Genomic DNA, 21,656 nt, shown 5'->3' with positions numbered 1-21,656 from the left:
GAGTATGTCGCCGCCTTGTTTTTTAAAACCCTTCATGAAAATGAAGGGTTTTTTTGTTTTGTTCTGTTTTTTAAAAATAATCATGACTATTTTTACTAAATCGAGTGAGGTATTCTAGCGGCATCCTTTTCTTAAAAAAAAGTAAAAATACAAACAAAAGAACGACCCAAAGGGAAACGCTAAAATGTTAAGTATTGATTTCTAAGTCTTTTATATAGTCTTCGTATTCATAGAAAAAGAGTTCGAACTGTGACATAGTTTCATAAAAAAAGTCAAATATTTCATTCCAAGTGTTTCTATTATTTAGACTTACATCAAATTTGTCAACCCAAATTCTACTGATAACTTTACCAGTTTCTAGATAATAATTTCTTTCTAAAATTGCTTCTGGCAGGAAATCTTCTGTTAGAATAGTTTTTAGTGACTCTATTTTTTCAAAATAGATTTTGCGTTTTTCTTCTTCTTTTGGTTCGATATCTAATAAAACTTGAGCTTTTTTGTTATCAACATAAAATTTAAAAGTAACATCTTTAATTTTAGTATCATACAAGATCCATTTTTTAGGATAGGCTTCTGCAAATTGCACCCAAAACTCTTTTTTTATCTTTAAACTCTCTTCTTTGCTATACATCCAATTACTTTTTTTGGGTTTGTTCTATTTTTTTGGTAAATTTATAATTATTTAGAACCATTGTTATGAATTTCAATCACTTTTTTAATGCTATTCAAAATATTGTTACTGTGGATTTGCCTGCAACCTCGGCACATATTAAAATGGCACCTTTTGAAAGAGTAAAATTGATAGAAGAAGGTTTTGATAATCTTGATAATGCAAGAAATGCTGCTGTGATGATGCTTTTTTATCCTAAGAAAGAAGAAACACATTTATTACTAATAGTTCGAAATTCCTATCCAGGCGTACATTCTTCACAGATTGCTTTTCCTGGTGGTAAGGTTGAAGAGATTGATTTTGATTTAAAAGCGACTGCCTTACGAGAAACACACGAAGAAATTGGTATTCATCCGGATAAGATTTTGGTACTTAGAGATTTCTCATCTGTTTATATTCCGCCTAGTAATTTTTTAGTTCATCCTTTTTTGGGAATTTCTACAAGTGAATTGCAGTTTACTCTTCAGGAAGAAGAAGTGGCTGGGATAGTTGAAATGCCTTTATCTATGTTATTAGATGATTCAATAATAATAAATAAAACATTGCAAACTTCGTATTCTAAATCAATTGAAGTACCCGTTTTTCAGATAGATGAACATTCTGTTTGGGGTGCAACTGCTATGATGTTGAGCGAACTAAAAGAAGCTTTAAAGATGATTCTGTAAGGTAGAAATTTTGTATGTTTGTGGTTCAAAATTCTATAAATAATTATGGGTTTGTTTAAGCGAAATCCTTTTGGACACATACTTTTTATTAAAAAATGGTTAATCCGAATTTTCGGTGGGATCACGCACAGAAGGTACCGTGGTTTTAATGAATTACAAATTGAAGGTTCCGAAATTATCAGAAGTCTTCCGGATAAAAATGTCTTGTTTATTTCCAATCATCAAACGTATTTTGCCGATGTAGTAGCTATGTTTCATGTGTTCAATGCTAGTCTTTCGGGTAGGGAAAATAATATTAAAAATGTTGGGTATTTGTGGCAACCTAAAATGAATTTGTATTATGTTGCTGCTAGTGAAACTATGAAAGCGGGATTACTTCCCAGAATTCTTGCTTATGTCGGAGCAATAACTGTAGAACGTACTTGGCGTTCGGGAGGTAAAGATGTTACTGAAAAGCGAGAAGTTAATCCCAATGATACTGAAAATATAAAGATTGCTCTCGATGATGGTTGGGTGATTACTTTTCCGCAAGGAACGACCAAATCATTTAAACCGGTTCGGAAGGGAACAGCGCACATTATTAAGCAACATAAACCTATTGTAGTGCCTATCGTTATTGATGGTTTCCGTCGTTCGTTTGATAAAAAAGGATTGCGATTGAAAAAGAAAAATATATTGCAATCGTTTATTATTAAAGCACCTTTGGAGATAGATTATGAGAATGATACCATTGAACAAATTGTTGAGAAAGTAGAATATGCCATTGAGCAACATCCTTCTTTTTTGAAAGTAATTCCGGCTGAAGAAATAGAAGAACAAGAAAAATTAAATCGCCTACGTCAGTGGGAATATTAAAAAAAGTCCCGATAATTCGGGACTTTTTTTATAAATCTATTTTCTTTAACTCGTTATAGTTTTTATATAATTTACGAAGTAAAATGCCATACAGAAGACGGTAAAACAACCAAAATACTCCTACAATTACCACAATACAAATGGTACAAAAAGCAATCATAATAAGTAAGGCATTGTGTTTTGAAGTGAGTTGATGAATTCTTGGGTCTAAAGAAAAAACCAATACAAACCCAATTACCATACTTACAGCTATCATTGCTAAATTATACCAAACATACCACTTTACTGTTTTTCTGGTTTTAAGGATGTCTTTCATCAATTGTTTGGTTGATGTTATGGTTGAGATAGCTCTATAATTTTTATAAAACATTAAAATAAAGGCTATGACAACAACATAATTAAAAATGGTAATGTATTTGAAATAGTCTATCAAATACTCATTGTGTGTTTTAATTAAATAGTCGTCCGAATTATAGAACATGCTAATTCCAGCCCAAAGGACCATCTCTAAAATGCTAATAATTAAAATCAACTTTACAATAGAAGATGATTTTTTATGAATCATTTTATAAATGTCTACTTCCGATATTTGTTGAAAAGAATTTTCGTTCTTTTTCCAATCTTTTTTTAATAAATCCAATTCTTCCATCATGACCTTACGGATTTAATATTTTTTTTAATTTACCTTTTATTCTGTTCATTTTTACCCTCGCATTTACTTCACTTATACCCAATGTTTCTGCAATTTCTGTATAATCTTTATCTTCTAAATACATAAAAATAAGCGCTTTCTCGATGTCATTCAATTGATGTACCGCTTTGTACATTAATTTTAATTGTTCTTCTTCTTCACTGTTATATTCTTCTTGGCTGATAAAAAAACTATGCTTTTCATAATCAACAGTAGAAACGGATCGAGTACTTTTTCGATATAAAGTAATGGCAGTATTTAGTGCTACGCGATAGGCCCAAGTAGAAAATTTGGCATCGCCACGAAATTTAGGAAATGCTTTCCACAACTGGATTGTGATTTCCTGAAACAAATCTTTATGCGCATCTTCATCAGAAGTATACAACCTACAAATCTTGTGGATGATATTCTGGTTTTGACGCAATTGCTGCACAAAAGATTGTTCCAAATTCTCGCTCATATATACGTTAGTAAAGTTTAATTAGATTTTGTTACAAGATACGTTAAATATGTTATTTCAGTATAAGACTAACCTTTCGAATTAAATGTTATAATTAACCAAATTAAGATAGAAAAAGGCAAAATTTCCTTATTTTTACCTGAAGTCAGATTACAATTTATAAAAGAGATAACGACCATGAAACGACACTTGAAAGATTTTATCTTAATTGTATTAGGTATATTTTCAGCCGCTTTTGGTTTCAAAGGATTTTTGTTAACCAACCATTTTATTGATGGAGGTGCTACAGGAATATCATTATTAATATCTGCTTTAACAGGTATTCCTCTTTATGTTTTAATCATTATTATTAATATTCCTTTTATCATTTTGGGGTATAAGATACTAGGTAAAGCGTTTGCTTTTAAAACGATTGCTGCCATTTGTGGATTGGCACTGGTGGTTGCCCAAGTAACTTTTCCGAATGTAACCAACGATAATTTATTAGTTGCTATTTTTGGTGGTTTTTTTCTAGGAGCAGGAATTGGTTTAACCGTCAGAGGTGGCGCTGTTATTGACGGAACCGAAGTATTAGCGATTTATTTAAGTCGAAAATTCGGGACCACTATTGGAGACATTATCATCGTTATTAACGTGATAATTTTTTCTATTGCGGCTTATTTTTTATCAGTTGAAATAGCATTGTATTCGATGATAACTTATTTATCTGCTTCCAAAACCTTAGATTTTCTAATAGATGGAATTGAAGAATTTATGGGTGTGACCATTATATCTAATTTTAGTACAGAAATTAAATTGGCTTTGATTCAAAATTTGCGACACGGTGTAACCACTTACAAAGGGCAAAGCGGCTATGGAACTCGTGGCGATAGTGAAGCGGTTGATATAATATATACGGTTGTTACTCGATTGGAATTGAATAAACTCAAAGCAGAAGTGGGTAAAATTGATGAAAATGCCTTCATCATCATCAGTAGTGTAAAAGATGTAAAAGGTGGAATGATTTCAAAAAAATCCTTACATCATTAATTACAAACCTTTTTTACCATAATAATTGACCAGCAAATTCACAAACTTACTGTAGCTCTCAATACCGTCTTTTTGTTGATTCATTTTTAAGAATTGATCGTAGAATGCATGAAAACCTTTGTCTATAAACGTATCGTATTGCTTCCAAAATAAATCACTTTCTTTAAAGTTGGCTAGAATTCCAGGATTGATTTTGTTTTTAAGTACTTTGAATTGAACTTCATCTTTCATGCCAATATTGGTCATGCAATACCGTAGTGCGTTACTGTAAGCCGAGTATTGAAAATACAAATCCTCATTCTTTATTCCCGCTAAAAAACCAATAAAATTACATTCACTTTCACTGGCATAACCAATTTGGTGCGCCATTTCGTGACAAACTACATTTGGAAAGCTCACCATTGGTAGTTTATCATTGACTTGTGCTTCGTTGGTAAACGGATTCAGATAACCTGCAAATCCCATATAGGTTAGGGGTAAACTCAAAAGTGATTTTTTCTTACTCGGAATTTCATAGTAGAAAAAAGGATATTCCTTTGTAAGATTATCATAACCGTTTTGTGACATTTTGAAAATAGTATCTTGCACATACGGATTGATTACTTTTAGATTTTTATTCTTATTTATTTCCAATTGAATGGCGTTGGTTTTTACAATCAATTTTTCTGTAAAAGCAATTAAATCAGCTTTTGTATACTCTCGCTGGATGCTCATCTTCTCAAACAACGGTACGCGATAATAATTAAATGCCCATAACACATGAAACATAAAATACACTACAGAAATAAAACTAGTAATTTTCAGTAGATTATCTTTCCAATGCAATTTCCATGTTTTTCGGTTTTTCCAAATTTGAATTAAAATATAAATGACCGCGACACCGTATAAGAAATCACCAACTGAAAACGGAATTTTACCCAAAAGTGTTCTGGAGCATTTGGAAATAAAAACGTACAATCCGTTGCTGTACCATCGTTCTACTATTTCGGGAAAATAGGCAAGTACTTTCAGAAAAACAATCTGAATAATTAGAAATAACGGTAAAATATAACTTCTTTTCACTTCGCAATTTTGAATTGTAAATATAATCACAAATCAATTCGCTGCAGCAATTAAACTTTGTAACTTTGTGTTTTAAAATAAACAAACTACTATATAATGAGCCAAGAAATTAGAAATCTGGAGCCAAAAGCACTTTGGAACAAATTTGCCGATTTAAATGCGGTGCCACGTCCTTCCAAAAAAGAAGATCGTGTGATAGAATTCATGAAAAACTTCGGAACCAGTTTAGGATTAGAAACTTTTGAAGATGAAATCCGAAATGTAATCATCAGAAAACCTGCTACAGCTGGAATGGAAAATCGTAAGCCAATTGTACTTCAAGGACATTTGGATATGGTGTGTCAAAAAAATAATGATACCGAGTTTGATTTTGATACCCAAGGAATTGACATGTATGTGGATGGCGACTGGGTTCGTGCTCGTGGAACTACTCTTGGCGCCGATAACGGACTTGGAGTTGCGATGATGATGGCCATTTTGGAAAGCAAAGATATCGCGCATCCTGCTATTGATGCCCTTTTTACTATTGATGAAGAAACCGGTATGACTGGCGCTTTGAATTTAAAAGGCGGTATTTTAAAAGGAGAAATTCTGTTAAATATGGACACCGAAGAAGACGATGAAATCGGAATTGGTTGTGCTGGTGGTATTGATGTTACTGCTAACAGAAGTTATCACGAAGAAGAAACTCCAGAAGGTTCTGTAGGATATACCATTACGGTAAAAGGCTTGAATGGCGGACATTCTGGTATGGATATTCACAAAGGTTTGGGTAATGCCAACAAAATAATGAATCGTTTGTTGTTTGATGGATTCGAGAATTTCGGACTTCAAATTGCTGAAATTTCTGGTGGAAGTTTGCGCAATGCCATTCCGAGAGAAAGTACGGCTAAAGTGATTGTTGCGGCTATGTATGATGAAGCTTTTACTTTTGATATGCAAGAAATTATTGGGGATATTAAAGCCGAATTCAAAACGATGGAGCCTAATTTGACCATTGAAATTACGAAAAGCGATTTGCCAAGTAAAGTAATGGATTTAGGAGTTCAAGAAGGTTTTTTACGTGGTATTTACGCTGCGCATAATGGTGTTTACCGAATGAGTGCCGATATTCCAGGATTGGTAGAAACGTCTAACAATATTGCTCGAGTGATTGTAAAAGAGGGCGAAATTACCATTCAAAACTTAACGCGTTCTTCTGTTGAAAGTTCAAAATTTGATTTGGCCAATGCTTTGCGTTCGGCATATGAATTGTTTGGATGCGAAGTTGAATTTTCTGGAAGTTATCCGGGTTGGACACCTAATGTAAATTCAGAAATCTTGGATTTGTTAGTGAAAATATACGAAAAGCAAAACGGAACAAAACCCAACGTTGCTGCTTGTCATGCTGGTTTAGAATGTGGAATTTTAGGAACCAATTACCCGGGAATGGACATGATTTCGTTTGGACCAACCATTCATGGAGCACACAGCCCAGATGAAAGAGCAAGTATTTCTTCCTCTCAAAAATTCTGGAAATTTGTTTTGGAGATTTTGGAGAATATTCCAGAAAAAAAATAGAGAAATGAACATAGATAACCTCGTTTAGAAATAAGCGAGGTTTTTTTATGTGCTCAAATTCTTCCTAAATTCACTAGGAGAAGTTCCAGTTTCTTTTTTGAAAAGTTTGGCAAAATAGGAGTAATTTTCATAATTCAATTCATCTGCAATTTGACTAATGGATTTATTTTGATCGATTAAAAGACGCTTAGTTTCCAGAATTACGCGTGCTGTAATTAGTTCGGTTGCCGTTTTGTTCAAAATTGTTTTGCAAATTCGGTTCAAATGTTTCAATGTAATACTCATTTTGGAAGCGTAAAACGATGGCGATTTCTCAGATTTAAAATTTACATCAATTAATTCTTCAAATTGATTGATCTTATGATTATAAATGGGTGTTTTATGATTGTTTTCAGGTAAATATTTTCTAGAAATTTCAATGTTTATGATGTCTAACAAATTTAAAATCGCTTCTTTCTGTTTTGATTTAACCGATTCACTTTCTTTTTTCATCAGATTAAAATACACTTCAATATCTTGAAGTTCCTCTTCATCATATACTAATTCAGGTTTTGATTTTACCGATTGATAGAAAGAATAGTCTTCAATTTTTTTAGTTCCAAAATGTAAATTATAGGTTTCTTGCGAATAAAAAATGATGTAACCATCAACGTCTTCGGATAATTTCCAATTGTGAATTTGTCCGGGTTGCAACATAAACATGCTTCCTCTTTTTATTTCATATCGATCAAAATCTATTTCGTGAATTCCAGTTCCATGTGTAAATAGTACTAATAAATAAAAGTTGTGACGGTGTGGTTTTTCTATGAAACTATGATTTTTTAAATGATTTTTAAACGTGTTTACATACAATTCGCTATTTACAGTAGTGAAATTAAAATTTGAGATTTTATATATAGGAAACTTACTCATTATTCAAAAATGTCTTTTTTGTGGTAGTAATAGCGAATTTACAAAATGTTTTTTAAATGAATATAGACTAATTTTGTATAAAAATTCAAACAATGTTAGCTACTATATTTCACATCTTTAAAAATGAATGTCCAAATTGTAATAAAGGAAAAGTTTTTGCCGATAAGAGTTTCTTTTTTAGTTTGGGATTTCCAAAAATGAACGAATATTGCAGTCATTGTCATACGAAGTTTGAAAAAGAACCGGGTTATTTTTTTGGTGCAATGTTTGTCAATTATGCCATTACTGTCGGTCAAGCATTGATTACCTATTTTATATGTACGTTATTTTTCGAAAAAAGCTTTGATGCAAGAATATTATTCGTCATCGGTTTTGTGATTTTGTCGTTGAGTTTTTTTAATATTCGATTGTCACGTATGATTTGGATGTATGCGTTTAAAAATTATTCAAAATAAAAAAAAGCTCCAATCTAGATCGGAGCTTTTCAACCTTAAACAAACAAAAGAATCAAAAGTGGTACAATCAATCCGGCAAGAGCCAGTTTCCAACCACGTTTTCCAAAAGTATTTTTTCCTACTTTAATCATAATGGCACCTGTAATGGCAATCGTAATCAATGATATCCCAAAAATATCACTGTAATAAATCCACCAATTGGAGGTGTTTTTGTGCAACTTCATTGCTTGACTGATTATCGGTGTTTTGGAGAATGTTACAATTTCACCTTTTCCAGTTTTCAAATCGATTTCAACATCATTTTTTTCAAATGAAATTTTCAGCAAGTCTTTTTTTACTTTATGACGTCGAATTTTATCATCTATACCCAATTTTTTTCCAAGTTCTTCGGCATATTTTTCGGTGATATCAGTATCTTTTGGAATGCTAACTGTTATAGCTTTAGTTTGAACCGTGTATTTTTCTGGATGCCAAGATTCTCTGTGGTTCATCAGTATTCCTGAAAAGGCAAACGAGATAATCAATCCAATGTAAAAATAACCTAAATCGCGGTGTAAGTTTCTGGCTTTTAATGTTGAACTCATAATTAGAAAGTGTAATTTAAGGATACCGAATAATTTCGTGGAGCAATTGGGTTCAAACTATTATCGTCGTGAATGTTGTAATTCAATTCGTTAAACAAATTGCTTAGTTTGGTTCTGATGGCCCATTTTTTGCACACATAGGCCAATGTAGCGTCCACTTGTATAAAGTCATTCAAGGGAATTAATTGATACGCGTCGTTGTTTACAGTAACTCTAGTGGAACGTCCAGCAAATCGTTTTCCAAAGTAAGTGTTTACCAATCCAAGATTTAATCCTTTTAATTTTCCAGTTTCAACTTTGTAATTGAAACTTATATTAGCGGTGTTTTTCGGATTGTATTTCAATTCACTTCCCTCGATATATGTATTACTTTCTATATATTTAGTTTCTGAAAAACTATATCCAGCAATAACCGATAAACCTTTAACAGGATTAGCAACAATGTCCAATTCAATTCCTTGACTTCTAGTTTTTCCTGCTAATTCTTTAATGTTTGTGTTGGTGTTTCCGTTTTCTAACGAAGTTTGAGCTAAATTACTATTGTTGATTTGGTAAGCTGTTACGTTTAAAAATAAACGCTCTTCAAATAATTTGTTCTTAATTCCAATTTCATATTGGTCAATTATGGAAGGCTTTAATGCGTTGAAATTGATGTCAGTTCCTGTATTTACTTGGAATGAATTAGAATAAGTTGCAAAGATTGAATGATTTACAGAGGGTTGCAAAATCAGTCCAACTCTTGGTGAAAATGCTTGATCGTAATTGTTTGTTGTAGCAGTAACATTTGTTGAATAAGTCAAAACATTACTATTGGTATCTTGATAACTGTAGCGCACACCAGCTAAAAGTTTGATGTATTTGTTGAAACTAATTAAATCTTGAGTGTAAATTCCAAAGCGATTTACTGGTGCAGTTGTTAGTGTACTTTGTGGCAAAGTTGGAATTGCTGGTTCGTTAGCACTAGTATAATCTTGAAAAATATTGATAGTATCGTAGTTTGTTTTTACAGTATAGGCAGTAGTTTTTGTTTTGTAAATTTCACTATCTGCTCCGAATAAAATTTGATGTTCTATTTTACCAGTTGCAAATTTTCCTTTTAAATCCAGTTGCTGGATAAAATAATTGTCTTTTACTTCACTTCTTTGAATACTTCTGGTCCAATTTCCATTTGCTTGAATTGTGCCACCAGAGGCATTTGGACGTGAATTTGTAAATAAATCGGTTTCATAAAAACGCAATCCATTAATAAAATTTAAATCCCAGTTGTCATTAAATTTATGAGTTAATGTAGCCGTTGCCGAAGATTGTTTTGCATCAAAATAACCCCAACTTACACCAAGAAAACGATCTCTAGGAATATCAACAATTTGATAATTAATTATTCCTGCTCCAAAATCGGGTGTGGTTCTATTTTTTAGAAAATCTCCTTCAATTAAAAGCTGTGTTTTTTTACTTAATTTGGCTAAAAACGAAGGATTGAAATAGTAATTTTCTGAGCTAACATCGTTTCTAAAGCTGTTTGCTTTAGTGTAACTCCCATCAATTCTGAAAGCCATTGTTTTTGATTTATTGAGAGCGCCATAAATGTCAAAAGTTGGTTTTATAGCATCAAAACTCCCGAAGGTAAATCCGATTTCACCACCAAAATCAAACTTAGGCTTTTTGGTAATCAAGTTTAAAATTCCACCAGGTGCGACATTTCCGAATAATATGGCGGCACTTCCTTTTAGAAATTCTGCTTTTTCAATTCCTGAAAATTCCGTCCTCATTCCGCTGAAATAGCGAATTCCATTTTTGAATGTATTCGAGCTAGAAAGTGCACTTCCTCTTGAAGCAATTTCTTCTTGATAACCACCAGTAGTTCCCATAATGTAGACACCATTTACATTTTTTAGTAAATCAGTAATCGAAGAAATTTGTTGATTTTGAATTGTTGCCTGATTTATTATGGCTGTAGCTTGCGGCAAATCCATTGGTTTGATTCCTGCTTTTCCAACATTTATTGGATTTTTTTGCTGGTTTGCAGTTATGATGACTTCTTGCAGAACTTCACCTTTTTTGTTTTTAACGGTATCGTTAACAGCGTAAAGGTCATCATAGTTTTTAGTTTCTTGAGCAAAACTAGTTGCACAAATAAAAAGTGCAAAGGCCGAAAAGATTTTATATTTATACATTTATTTAGAATAATTAAAAATAGTGATGCAAATATAAATACCAAAAATCAATTCACAAAGTTTATTTAGATTAAATATAAATAATTAACATTTGTTCAATTTTATACTGTTGATTTTCTGAAAATTAGCCATAAAAAAAACTTGCCTTTGGAGCAAGTTTGTAGGTGTATAATGGGTTATAGCCTATTTTTTCCTAATCATAGTATAAGATTCAGCGCTTGGTTTTTTATTTTGTTTTCCAGAAACCGTAGCAACTAAACTTCCATTTTTTAATAATTGATATTGAATTTTTTGAGGATAATCGTGTTTTGGGTTTTCAAAAACCAACAAACTATCCTCATCTTTGGTCATTTGGAAAGGTATTGGGGAATCGTTATTTTCGCCACGAACAGTTGCAGTGTATATAAGATGCTCGCCATCCTGCTTCAATTCGATTTGTTCGAAGTGTAAAGTATCTTTTTCGTTTTGTATGTAATAAGATTGCCCTGTAAAGGTACTGTCGTCTTGGCTGGCCCAAATTTCTTTTAAATCGCCAAGACTATCTTTTTTCTCCCATTCTCCAATGAGCCATTTTGCCTTTTGCAATTCGTCATAACTTTTTATTAGATTTCCTTTGGCGTCATATCTATTACAAGATGATGTTACAATTAAAATGATTAGTGCTATTGGAAGTGTTATTTTTTTCATACTAAAGATTTGATACTACAATACTATGAAAAATATGCCAACCGAACACTCTCAACCGAACACTTTTTTTATTACTTTTGCACTCCAAATAAAGAATTCAAAATGTTAGAAAGACTTCAATATGTAAAGCAGCGTTTCGATGAAATTTCAGATTTGATTATTCAACCTGATGTTATCTCCGATCAAAAACGTTATGTGCAATTAAATCAAGAGTATAAAGGACTTAAAGATTTGATGGAAAAGCGCGAAGAATTGATTAATGTCACTGGAAATATAGAAGAAGCCAACGAAATTCTTGCTGATGGATCTGATGCAGAAATGGTAGAAATGGCCAAAATGCAATTGGATGAAGCCAAAGAGCGTTTGCCTCAATTGGAGGAAGAAATCAAATTCATGTTGATTCCTAAAGATCCTGAAGATGCCAAAAATGTTATGGTTGAAATCCGGGCTGGAACTGGAGGCGACGAAGCTTCAATTTTTGCAGGTGATTTATTCAGAATGTACACCAAGTATTGTGAAACTCGAGGTTGGAGAACTTCTGTGGTTGATATGAACGAAGGAACTTCTGGCGGATTTAAAGAGGTTATTTTTGAAGTTACTGGAGAAGACGTTTACGGTACGTTGAAGTTTGAAGCTGGTGTTCACCGTGTACAACGTGTTCCACAAACAGAAACACAAGGACGTGTTCATACTTCTGCGGCAACAGTTATGGTTTTGCCTGAAGCTGAAGAATTTGACGTGCAAATTGACATGAATGATGTTCGTGTTGACTTTTTCTGTTCGTCAGGGCCTGGCGGACAATCGGTAAATACCACTAAATCGGCAGTGCGTTTAACCCACATTCCAACCGGATTGGTGGCGCAATGTCAGGATCAAAAATCACAACATAAAAATAAAGATAAAGCTCTTGAAGTGTTGCGTTCGCGTTTGTACGAACAAGAATTAGCAAAAAAACAAGCAGAAGATGCTACCAAGCGTTCGTCTCAAGTGAGTTCAGGTGACCGTTCTGCCAAAATTAGAACATACAACTATTCACAAGGACGCGTTACCGATCACCGAATTGGATTAGACGTCTTCGATATGGATGGGGTTATGAATGGTAAAATCCAAAAATTTGTTGACGAACTTCAATTGGTTAACAACATGGAGAAGCTGAAAGAATCTGAAGTTTTTTAAATAATAAAAAGAATAGCCGTGAAAAAAATCACGGCTATTCCACCCAATTTAAACCAAAACTAACCAATAATTTTGACTTTTATTTTTTGAATTATGGCTTTCAAAAAATAATCTTTTTCATAGCATTTTATTTATCCTTTATTTGTGTTGAGCTCAGGATTTATTAACTCAACTGTAGAGATTTCAGTTTTTTTCGAAGCCAATTTTTCATATTGATTTTCTATAGAATCAATCAGTTTTTCAAAACTTTCTTTTGCATTTTCCTTCAAACCATTGGTTTTAGTGATGATTTTTTTTCTTGTGGCACTGCCTTTATCGGGTGCAAATAAAACCCCAAGAACAGTTCCAACAGCTAAACCACTTATTACTCCTAGTACTACATTATTTGTTTTCATAATTTCTAAATTTTACAGTGTTTATATGTCTTTTGCCTTGATTACTCTTAAAAGAATGGCAATTAAAGCTATTACCAACAAGATGTGTATTAACGATCCTGTATTGTAAAAGAAGAATCCAAATGCCCAAAGGATTACTAATATTACAGCTATTTTATATAGTAAGTTTTGCATAATATTTAATTTTAATTATTTCTATCTAAATAATATGGCAAAGGTCTTAATAGAACAGACGAATGGTGTTATATCTTGATTTGACTTTGTTATATAATTTTAATTTCAATAAAGTTTAGGTTTTAAAAATTTTACTTTTTTGTATAGAACAAAGTTCTTAAATAGGGACTCTAAATGCTTTACATTATTTTTATTTAATGTTATATAACTTTTACTTTTGGGTATAAAAAAAGCCTCTTGTTAGAGAGACTTTTAGTAATTGATTCATCCTATTGGGAGGTAAACTTTAAAGACAGCTCCAATACCAGGTTTGCCTTCTGCAAAAATATAACCTTTGTGGTTTTCAACAATTTTTTTACAAATTGCCAATCCAATTCCGGTACCAGAATACTCGTTTTTGTTATGGAGTCTACCAAAAAGGACAAATATTTTATCGGCATATTCTTGCTCAAAACCAATGCCGTTATCTTTGAAGGAAATTTTATGAAATTTGTCTTTGATTTTTCCGGGAATTTGTTCTTCTGTAGCAGCACTCACTATTTCATGTTCAATAGTAATGTTTGGGCTAACCTCTTTTTTACTGTATTTGAGTGAATTGTTCAATAAATTAGTAAACAATTGTTGTATTTGAAATGGAATTACATTGGAGGTAGGTAGCTCTTCATTTTTGATAATTGCTTTTTTGTCTTCAATAGTTTGAGAGAGTTCCTGTTTAGAGTTTTCTAGCAACGTATTTAAATTGGCTTTTTCAAAAACTTTTTCGGTTTTATTGGTTCTTGAAAATTGTAACAAGTCGTCAATCAAAAGTCGCATTCGATCAGCGGCATTTTGTATGCGCGACATGTATTCTTTACCCGAATCACTAAATTTTTCAGCTTCTTTTTCTTCAATTCTAGAGATAAAGGTCTGAATTTTTCGCAATGGTTCTTGTAAATCGTGGCTGGCAACATAGTTAAATGCAGAAAGTTCCTTGTTGTTGGCTTCTAATTCTCTATTGCGTTCTTCAATTAATCGAGTTGCAGCATATTCTTGTGTGATGTCATTAGTAACTCCAATCAAGATTTTATTACCCAATCGGTCGGTTAGTGATCGCGCAATGCCACTTAAATATTTGATTTCACCATCGGCTCTAATTATTCTATAGTTGAATGAAGGTAAATCTTCGGTTTCTTCCATTTTTGTTATATTTTCAACAACATAATTATGGTCTTCAGGGTGAACATATTTCAAGAAATTTTCCAAATTAGCTTCAAACGAGTTGGGTTCACAGCCAAATAAACGGTATTCATTATCCGAAAATTGGTATTCCTTTTTTTCAATATCGTATTGCCAACTCCCAAAATTACCTACAATTTCTGCCATTTTACTGGCTTCATCGGCAATGACTAACTTGGCGTTAGATGATTTTAAACGAATTAAATCTTTGTTGATTTTAACAAAAGAGAGCACAATCAAAAACAACGTAATTAATAACGTAATGTAAATGATTATTGGCGTAAACTTCATGGTGTAGTTATAATCGTCGGTTCGCTCTTTAAAAAGACGGTCTTCAATAGTATCCATTGTGTTGATATGCCCACGAATACTGTCCATAGTTATTTTTCCTATTTCTAGGTTGTTGATGAATTCAGCATTGTTAAAGTTTTTATTTCTAACTAAATATAAATTTTTAGAGAGGTAGTTTTTTCTTTTGTTAATTAAAAATTTAAGTTTGTCGATGTTTTTTTGTTGTTCGGGGTTGTCCTTTGTTAAGGATGACAAACGATTAAACGATTTTTCAATCTTAATTCTAGACTTATTATAAGGTAGTAAAAACGACGAGTCTTTAGAGAGTAAAAAACCTCTTTGTCCGGTTTCTGCATCTTTTAGATAAGAAATTAAACGTTCTAATTCAAGAGAAACATGATAGCTCTTTTCTACATAATAAGAAGTCTTTCGAATAGACGTTAAGTGCTTAAAAGTGATGGCAGATATAAAAAATATAATAAAAATTGAAAGAATGAAAACAATCTTTAAAAAAACAGGAGATTTATATAATGAATTGATTTTCATATAACTAAAATTACATTCTTAAAAGAAAATTATCTTTATTCAATCCAGAGGTGTGGTATTGCCAATTTATCGTTATTACATCGGATAGCACTTTTTTTAACAGTGTAAAATCGCTGGGTTTTTTGATGTAAATATTAGCACCTTGCACAAATGTTTCTTCAATGTCTTCTTCGGATGAAGAGGTAGAATAAATGGCAACAGCAATATTTTGAAATTTTTCGTTGTCACGAATTTCAATCAAACATTCTTTACCCGATTTCCTGGGCATGTTTAAGTCAAGAAACAGAATGTCGGGTAGTATTGCTTCTTCAGCATTAAGATAATCCATGAGTTCAACACCATCATTGTAGGTGCTTACTTTAGTATTGATTTTCAATTCGTCAAAAGCATCGGTAAAAAACAGTCTGTCGTCTTCATCATCGTCAGCCAAGATAATGTTCATATATTCTTTTGCCATAATTTTTATTTTTTACTTGCTAATTCTTTTCGTTTGGATACTATTCTTTGAAAGGCAGAAGGCGTTATGCCTGTGGTATTTTTAAATTGTGTACTCAAATGCGCTACGCTAGAATAATTGAGGTTGTAGGCTATTTCGGTTAAGGTCAATTCGTTGGCAATAATTAATTGTTTGGCCAATTCTATTTTTTGAAGTATGATGAAATTTTCGATAGAGGTATAGGTAACTTCTGAAAATATATTGGAAATATAACTGTAATTATAATTCAATTTTTCAGACAAATAGACCGAACTTTTTACCGTTATATCGTCTGGGTTTTGGACCATTTCAATAATTGCATCTTTTATTTTTTGTACAAAAACACTTTTTTGGTTTTCAACTATTTCAATGCCATTTTCAAGTAACTTCGCACTCAATTCCACTATTTTTTCTTCCGAAAGTGCTTCTAAGATTTCAATTTCACCAAATCCAATACTTTTGTAGTTTAGGTTACTTTCTTTTAGAAGATGATTTAAGTGAATTTTTGCTATAGTATTTAAGTCAAATTTTAAATTGAGTTTCATAGGCTAATGAATTTTCATAAGGGTAAAGTTAGTTAAACTATTTTAAAAACCCTTCAAATAACATTATTTGAAGGGTTTTATTATAAATCATCTATTTAAAATTTATCGTCTACCGTGTGATTTTTCTTTTCTTCCGTGTCCTCTGTGTTCTCCGCGATCGTGGTCATCATCATGACGATCAACAACATAAACTTCGTTAGGTCTCACTTCTGGACGGTAATATCTCATTCGGTGTTTGCCGTGAAAGGCATAAGGTGAATTTCCTCTATAATCGGTTAAATATACGATATTACCTCCTCTTAAATTATAATTCTTACATCTATTTGGTAAGTAACCAGATCGAATCCATCGTCTATTGGAGATATAAATGAATTGTCTTTGAGGAACATCATAATAGACATCAATTTCGGGTAAATAATAGTATTGAACTTCTACGTGATCTTCTGGCGCCCACACAGGAGGAGTTCCAAAGTTAATGTTAACAGAAACTTGTGCTTGTGTTCCGATTGTTGTTAAAAACAATAAGCTGGCAATTAAAACTATCTTTTTCATAATCTTTGTTTTAGAATTCATATAAGTCAAAATTACTTTATTGGTCAGTTATGCTCATTACATAATTTTTTAAATATGTTTTACAATTTTATAAAAAAAGGCCATCAATACGAGTATCAATGGCCTTTTAAATAAATGCGATTTATTTAGAACGTAAAACCTAATGTTAATTGGATGACTTGATTTTTATATCTCGGTGAGGTTGTGTTGCCATCAACATCCGATTGATTGATGTCCCAACCAGCTCTTCCCGACAAAACTAAATGATCAATATTTACGTCGGCTCCAACAACAAAGCCATAAATATTCTTTTTATAGTTATCGCTGTTGATACCATCTTCTTGTGTACTAGTGGTAGATCCATTAAAACTATTTTTGGTCTCTAATAAATAGGAGAATTGCGGTCCAGCTACAAAGGTCAACATTGGAATTGGTTTTACTTGCAACAACAATGGAATGTCTAAAAAGGAGGTGGTTCTAGTGTAATTATAACCTGCCCCTAAGAAACTTCCTGTAGCTTTAAATCCTTTTTGGGAATACATTACCTCGGGTTGAAATCCCAAAAGTTTCCCAAAAGGGATGGCTAAAAATCCACCTGCAGCAAATCCTGTTTTTCCACTGGCGACAAAATCTTGTCCTTGTTCATCATATACATTTGAAAAATTCACACCTGCTTTTACTCCAAGTTTTAATTCACCTCTGTTGTCGGTTACAACAGTCTCTTGTGCAAATCCAAATGCCGTAGTTACAAATGTCAAAACCAAAACTAATTTTCTTACTTGCTTTTTCATAATGATTGTTTTTATAAGTTATAGTACAAAAATGCGATGGGAAATAGCAATCACTGTTACATTAAAATTCAATTTTCTTACATGATTTTGAATTAATTTGAAGTCTCATTTGAAGACTCACTTGATTTAGTGATAACAAAATTCATTTCATTCTCTACTGTAGAAGTATCCGTAAAGTTGTCATATTCATAGCTTGGAACTTTCAGGTACTTCCATTGTTGCGTCTTAGGTAAATCGTCTCCAAGTAAATAACCCCATGGTTCTAAACTTTCAATTCTGTCAAAAACTACTTTTAGTATGGCCATAAATGGAATGGCTATAAACATTCCGGAAATTCCAGCTAAGGCACCGCCAATTAATATTCCAATGATGGTGGCAATAGCATTAATTTGAACTTTGGAACTTACAATCATCGGCACAAGAACATTATTGTCAATTAATTGAACCACAACATTGACCGCAATAATTCCGATAATGATCGTTATTTCTGATGAACCTGTTAAGGAAGCTATAACGGTTAATAATCCAGCAAATAAAATTCCGATATACGGGATAAGATTTAAAATTCCGGTTATCAATCCTAATACAATCGCATATTTAATACCTATAATATATAGGCCAATAGCGGTTAAAACAGAAACAAAAATGAGTTCTAAAATTAATCCAAAAATATAATTTCTAACTGTAGATTTTATTTGAATTATAATATCTGATAGTATGTTGTGATGCTCTTTTTGTATCAGTTTTTTTAAAAATACTTTAAAGTGTCTGTTGTAAATTAGAACTAAGAAAGTATAAATCGGAACTAAAAACACATTTAAAACGGTACCTGAAAACGAACTGATTGTTACTCCAATTAATTCTTTCCCTTTTTCGATAGAATCTTGTGCCGCTTGATTGATAAATGTTTCTTGTTGGTGAGAACTGATATCAAAATGGTCTCTAATATAATGTTGAATATGAAGAAGTTGTAGGTTAAGATTGTCCTGGATTTTGTCAAAATCATTTAACATTGTGCTCACTTGAATGGAGATGTAAGCGAAAATTCCAATAAAAAGTGCCACAAAAAGAATTACGGCAATCAGTGCTCCAATTATTTTTGGAATTCCAATCGTTCTTTTTAAAAAATCAACTATGGGTTGAAGTACTATAGCAAAAAAAATGGCTAATACTACAGGAACGATAATGTCTTGACCAATGTAAATCACGAAGGACAGCGCTATCAGAGCAATTAAAATAAAGCTTAGTTTGGCCGAAAAAGGAAGTTGATGCTTCATAATAGTCTAGGGTTAATATGGTTTTTACAAAAATAACATGAGATTGTTTTAACGGTATTACACAATTATAGCTATAATTTACAGGATTTGTATATTCAATAGTAATGATGTTTGTATATTTGTCAAACAACTATAATGAAATGACTACAACGCAACTCATTGAGCAAATTCAACTCAAACAATCTTTTCTTTGTGTAGGTTTAGATGTCGACTTGACCAAAATTCCGCAACACCTACTAGCCCTAGAAGATCCAATATTCGAATTCAACAAAGCCATAATAGATGCCACTCACGATTTGTGTGTTTCCTACAAACCCAATACGGCTTTTTATGAGGCTTATGGAATAAAAGGATGGCAATCACTTGAAAAAACGATTCGTTACATCAACGAAAAATATCCAGAAATTTTTACGATTGCCGACGCCAAACGTGGCGATATTGGCAATACGTCTGCCATGTATGCCAAGGCTTTTTTCCAAGATTTGAATTTTGATTCGGTTACCGTAGCGCCCTATATGGGAAAAGATTCCGTTGAACCCTTTTTAGCTTTTGAAAACAAACACGCGATTATGTTGGCATTGACTTCCAATGAAGGTGCATTCGATTTTCAAACCAAGAATGTTGAGGGAAAAGAACTTTATAAAGTGGTTATTGAAACCTCTAAATCTTGGAAAAACGCTGAAAATTTGATGTATGTGGTTGGTGCAACTAAAGCAGAATATTTTGCTGAAATTCGAAAAATAATTCCCAACAGTTTTCTTTTGGTTCCCGGAGTAGGAGCTCAAGGCGGTAGCTTACAAGAAGTTTGTAAGTATGGTATGAGTGATACTATTGGGTTGTTAATTAATTCATCTCGTGGCATAATCTACGCGTCTAATGGAATTGATTTTGCCGAAAAAGCGCGAGAAGAAGCGTTGAAAATGCAAGTTGAAATGCAAGAAATTTTAAAAGCAAAATAAATGACTAAACGAGATTTATTTAGAATTATAATCAAACTTTTTGGATTGTATTCGCTGCTCATAACGGTTTTTACATTCATTCCGAATACCTTTTCAAATCTATTTTTTCAATTTGATGGGGTGGTATTACTCATAATTATGGGTTCTATTATAATTACAATTGGAGTTTTTGTGTTTTTACTTTTTAAAACTGATGCAATCATTAACCTGCTCAAATTAGATAACGGTTTTGATGAAGAACGAATAGAGTTAGGCAACTTAAATAATGAGAGTATTTTCAAGTTTGCAATATTATTAATTGGAGTTTTTTTGATGGTGGATAACATCCCACAATTATTAGAAATACTTATAAAAACATTCAGAAATAAGGCATCTCATCAAGAGCTTAATTTCGAAATGTCTAATTATATGGGTCTGTTTAAGAGTTTTGTCAATCTGATCCTGGGGTATTTGTTTATCAGCAATTACAAGTTTATTTCCACTTTTTTAGATAAAAAATAAAAATGCCAATGTTTTCAGAAACACTGGCAATTCTTTAACTAACTAAACCAAACAAAATAATAAACACTTATTTATTACAATGCAAATATCTAACATTAATAGAAGTCATTGCGTTAAAATAATGTTATGCTTATGTTATTGATTATTAAAATTTTATAATTCAAATTTACTTTTTATCAAGCAGCCCAAAAACACTTTGCAACAATGGAGAAGTTCTTGATTTTAAATCGGTTCTGATATTTTTTTCCTCTACAGCAATCATTTTGAAAACACCATCCATGGCTTTGTTTGTGATGTAATCCGTAATATCGGGATTCACTTTATTTACAAACGGAATTTGATTGTATTTGCTTATAATGGTGTTCCAAATGGTATCGGCACCAACTTTACTAATCGATTGTTGTACTACTGGACTGAATTTGGCGTACAATTCTTTATTGGTGCTTCCTTGTAGATATAAGGTTGCCGCATTTTCATTTCCCAATAAAATGGATTTGGCATCCGTAATAGTCATGTTTTTTATGGCTGAAACAAAAATGGGTGTTGCCTCTTTAACAGCGTCTTCGGCAGCTCTGTTCATAGCCAAAATACCTTGATCGGCTAAATTTCCCATTCCCATTTTTCGCAAAGTACTTTCTACTTTTTGTAACTCTTCAGGCATCAAAATTTTTACGGCTTCATTTTTAAAAAAACCATCAACAGCAGTTAACTTTGAAACTTCTTTCGTAACGCCATTATTTAACGCTTCTTTCAAACCTGATGCGATGTCAATCGTATTCGTAACCGATGAAGTTGTCGGATTTGTAGTTGTTGTAACTACTTTAGTTTTTACGGCTGTGGCTTTGGTTTTTACTTTTTTAGTAACCGTTTTCAATTGCGCCGAACCTACTATTGGTATGGCTAATAGGAGTAAGAATAATTTTTTCATAAGGTATGTTTTTTAATGGGTAAGCAA

At 32.3% G+C, this 21,656-nt stretch carries 25 protein-coding genes; 8 read left to right on the top strand and 17 right to left on the bottom strand.

The features are described 5' to 3' along the window. Positions 1-187: 187 nt before the first annotated feature. Complete coding sequence (locus ACODSI_RS13825) at positions 188-631, bottom strand: DUF4268 domain-containing protein (RefSeq protein ID WP_488917449.1); 444 nt, start codon at positions 629-631, stop codon at positions 188-190. 65 nt (positions 632-696) lie between these two features. Between ACODSI_RS13825 and ACODSI_RS13820 the strand changes: the two genes are divergently transcribed. Together ACODSI_RS13820 and ACODSI_RS13815 are read left to right on the top strand one after the other, a co-directional pair. Beyond that, positions 697-1,335 carry an NUDIX hydrolase gene (locus ACODSI_RS13820; protein ID WP_488917448.1) on the top strand — a complete coding sequence of 213 codons (639 nt, stop codon included), beginning with the start codon at positions 697-699 and terminating at the stop codon, positions 1,333-1,335. A gap of 45 nt (positions 1,336-1,380) precedes the next feature. Next, positions 1,381-2,190 (top strand): lysophospholipid acyltransferase family protein, encoded by an 810-nt coding sequence (locus tag ACODSI_RS13815; protein ID WP_488917447.1) that lies wholly within the window; start codon positions 1,381-1,383, stop codon positions 2,188-2,190. 28 nt (positions 2,191-2,218) lie between these two features. On the opposite strand, the gene ACODSI_RS13810 is transcribed toward ACODSI_RS13815, so the two are convergent. Both ACODSI_RS13810 and ACODSI_RS13805 read right to left on the bottom strand, forming a co-directional pair. After that, positions 2,219-2,839: a DUF8845 family protein gene (locus tag ACODSI_RS13810; RefSeq protein ID WP_488917450.1), complete on the bottom strand. Its 621-nt coding sequence runs from the start codon at positions 2,837-2,839 to the stop codon at positions 2,219-2,221. Between the two features lie 7 nt (positions 2,840-2,846). Then, the gene (locus ACODSI_RS13805) at positions 2,847-3,341 is read right to left on the bottom strand and encodes an RNA polymerase sigma factor (protein ID WP_488917446.1); all 495 of its coding nucleotides are present in this window, start codon (positions 3,339-3,341) and stop codon (positions 2,847-2,849) included. Between the two features lie 177 nt (positions 3,342-3,518). On the opposite strand from ACODSI_RS13805, the gene ACODSI_RS13800 reads away from it, so the two are divergent. Then, on the top strand, positions 3,519-4,370 hold the full coding sequence (locus tag ACODSI_RS13800) for a YitT family protein (RefSeq protein ID WP_488917445.1): 852 nt from the start codon (positions 3,519-3,521) through the stop codon (positions 4,368-4,370). On the opposite strand, the gene ACODSI_RS13795 is transcribed toward ACODSI_RS13800, so the two are convergent. Then, on the bottom strand, positions 4,371-5,432 hold the full coding sequence (locus tag ACODSI_RS13795; protein WP_488917444.1) for a DUF3810 domain-containing protein: 1,062 nt from the start codon (positions 5,430-5,432) through the stop codon (positions 4,371-4,373). It abuts the gene before it with no gap. Between the two features lie 96 nt (positions 5,433-5,528). On the opposite strand from ACODSI_RS13795, the gene ACODSI_RS13790 reads away from it, so the two are divergent. Next, a complete protein-coding gene (locus ACODSI_RS13790; protein ID WP_488917443.1) occupies positions 5,529-6,992 on the top strand; it encodes an aminoacyl-histidine dipeptidase in 1,464 nt (487 codons plus the stop codon). Between the two features lie 45 nt (positions 6,993-7,037). Here the strand turns inward: ACODSI_RS13790 and ACODSI_RS13785 are convergent, their stop codons facing one another. Next, positions 7,038-7,904: an AraC family transcriptional regulator gene (locus ACODSI_RS13785; RefSeq protein ID WP_488917442.1), complete on the bottom strand. Its 867-nt coding sequence runs from the start codon at positions 7,902-7,904 to the stop codon at positions 7,038-7,040. A 92-nt stretch (positions 7,905-7,996) separates the two neighbouring features. Here ACODSI_RS13785 and ACODSI_RS13780 point away from each other — a divergent pair, with 92 nt between their 5' ends. Further along, positions 7,997-8,359, top strand: coding sequence for a DUF983 domain-containing protein (locus tag ACODSI_RS13780; RefSeq protein WP_488917441.1), 363 nt, complete (start codon positions 7,997-7,999; stop codon positions 8,357-8,359). Between the two features lie 35 nt (positions 8,360-8,394). On the opposite strand, the gene ACODSI_RS13775 is transcribed toward ACODSI_RS13780, so the two are convergent. The 3 genes from ACODSI_RS13775 to ACODSI_RS13765 all read right to left on the bottom strand — a co-directional run bounded on the left by ACODSI_RS13775 (position 8,395) and on the right by ACODSI_RS13765 (position 11,804). Then, complete coding sequence (locus ACODSI_RS13775; RefSeq protein ID WP_488917440.1) at positions 8,395-8,943, bottom strand: PepSY-associated TM helix domain-containing protein; 549 nt, start codon at positions 8,941-8,943, stop codon at positions 8,395-8,397. A gap of 2 nt (positions 8,944-8,945) precedes the next feature. Next, on the bottom strand, positions 8,946-11,117 hold the full coding sequence (locus ACODSI_RS13770; RefSeq protein WP_488917439.1) for a TonB-dependent siderophore receptor: 2,172 nt from the start codon (positions 11,115-11,117) through the stop codon (positions 8,946-8,948). A gap of 183 nt (positions 11,118-11,300) precedes the next feature. Further along, positions 11,301-11,804 carry a DUF6265 family protein gene (locus ACODSI_RS13765; RefSeq protein ID WP_488917438.1) on the bottom strand — a complete coding sequence of 168 codons (504 nt, stop codon included), beginning with the start codon at positions 11,802-11,804 and terminating at the stop codon, positions 11,301-11,303. Positions 11,805-11,906: 102 nt separating this feature from the next. Between ACODSI_RS13765 and prfA the strand changes: the two genes are divergently transcribed. Continuing rightward, a complete protein-coding gene (gene prfA / locus ACODSI_RS13760; RefSeq protein WP_488917437.1) occupies positions 11,907-12,980 on the top strand; it encodes a peptide chain release factor 1 in 1,074 nt (357 codons plus the stop codon). Positions 12,981-13,111: 131 nt separating this feature from the next. On the opposite strand, the gene ACODSI_RS13755 is transcribed toward prfA, so the two are convergent. The 8 genes from ACODSI_RS13755 to ACODSI_RS13720 all read right to left on the bottom strand — a co-directional run bounded on the left by ACODSI_RS13755 (position 13,112) and on the right by ACODSI_RS13720 (position 19,241). Beyond that, the gene (locus tag ACODSI_RS13755; RefSeq protein ID WP_488917436.1) at positions 13,112-13,375 is read right to left on the bottom strand and encodes a YtxH domain-containing protein; all 264 of its coding nucleotides are present in this window, start codon (positions 13,373-13,375) and stop codon (positions 13,112-13,114) included. A 21-nt stretch (positions 13,376-13,396) separates the two neighbouring features. Continuing rightward, positions 13,397-13,549: a lmo0937 family membrane protein gene (locus tag ACODSI_RS13750; RefSeq protein ID WP_488917435.1), complete on the bottom strand. Its 153-nt coding sequence runs from the start codon at positions 13,547-13,549 to the stop codon at positions 13,397-13,399. Between the two features lie 264 nt (positions 13,550-13,813). Next, positions 13,814-15,601: a sensor histidine kinase gene (locus ACODSI_RS13745; protein ID WP_488917434.1), complete on the bottom strand. Its 1,788-nt coding sequence runs from the start codon at positions 15,599-15,601 to the stop codon at positions 13,814-13,816. Positions 15,602-15,611: 10 nt separating this feature from the next. Continuing rightward, entirely contained in the window at positions 15,612-16,058 is a 447-nt protein-coding gene (locus tag ACODSI_RS13740; protein WP_488917433.1) for a response regulator, read from the bottom strand. A 5-nt stretch (positions 16,059-16,063) separates the two neighbouring features. Further along, positions 16,064-16,621 carry a helix-turn-helix domain-containing protein gene (locus tag ACODSI_RS13735; protein ID WP_488917432.1) on the bottom strand — a complete coding sequence of 186 codons (558 nt, stop codon included), beginning with the start codon at positions 16,619-16,621 and terminating at the stop codon, positions 16,064-16,066. Between the two features lie 102 nt (positions 16,622-16,723). Then, positions 16,724-17,173, bottom strand: a complete 450-nt coding sequence (locus tag ACODSI_RS13730; RefSeq protein ID WP_488917431.1) for a hypothetical protein — start codon at positions 17,171-17,173, stop codon at positions 16,724-16,726. Between the two features lie 146 nt (positions 17,174-17,319). Beyond that, entirely contained in the window at positions 17,320-17,964 is a 645-nt protein-coding gene (locus tag ACODSI_RS13725) for a porin family protein (protein ID WP_488917430.1), read from the bottom strand. A gap of 92 nt (positions 17,965-18,056) precedes the next feature. Beyond that, the gene (locus ACODSI_RS13720; RefSeq protein WP_488917429.1) at positions 18,057-19,241 is read right to left on the bottom strand and encodes an AI-2E family transporter; all 1,185 of its coding nucleotides are present in this window, start codon (positions 19,239-19,241) and stop codon (positions 18,057-18,059) included. A 140-nt stretch (positions 19,242-19,381) separates the two neighbouring features. Here ACODSI_RS13720 and pyrF point away from each other — a divergent pair, with 140 nt between their 5' ends. Beyond that, positions 19,382-20,200, top strand: a complete 819-nt coding sequence (gene pyrF, locus ACODSI_RS13715) for an orotidine-5'-phosphate decarboxylase (protein WP_488917428.1) — start codon at positions 19,382-19,384, stop codon at positions 20,198-20,200. Further along, positions 20,201-20,701 carry a hypothetical protein gene (locus ACODSI_RS13710; protein ID WP_488917427.1) on the top strand — a complete coding sequence of 167 codons (501 nt, stop codon included), beginning with the start codon at positions 20,201-20,203 and terminating at the stop codon, positions 20,699-20,701. Positions 20,702-20,867: 166 nt separating this feature from the next. On the opposite strand, the gene ACODSI_RS13705 is transcribed toward ACODSI_RS13710, so the two are convergent. Beyond that, positions 20,868-21,629 carry a DUF4197 domain-containing protein gene (locus tag ACODSI_RS13705; protein WP_488917426.1) on the bottom strand — a complete coding sequence of 254 codons (762 nt, stop codon included), beginning with the start codon at positions 21,627-21,629 and terminating at the stop codon, positions 20,868-20,870. Positions 21,630-21,656: the final 27 nt, after the last annotated feature.

Source organism: Flavobacterium sp. FG139, assembly GCF_057809695.1.
Note: the sequence above shows the minus strand (reverse complement) of the source record. Positions and strands in the feature narration are given on the sequence as shown.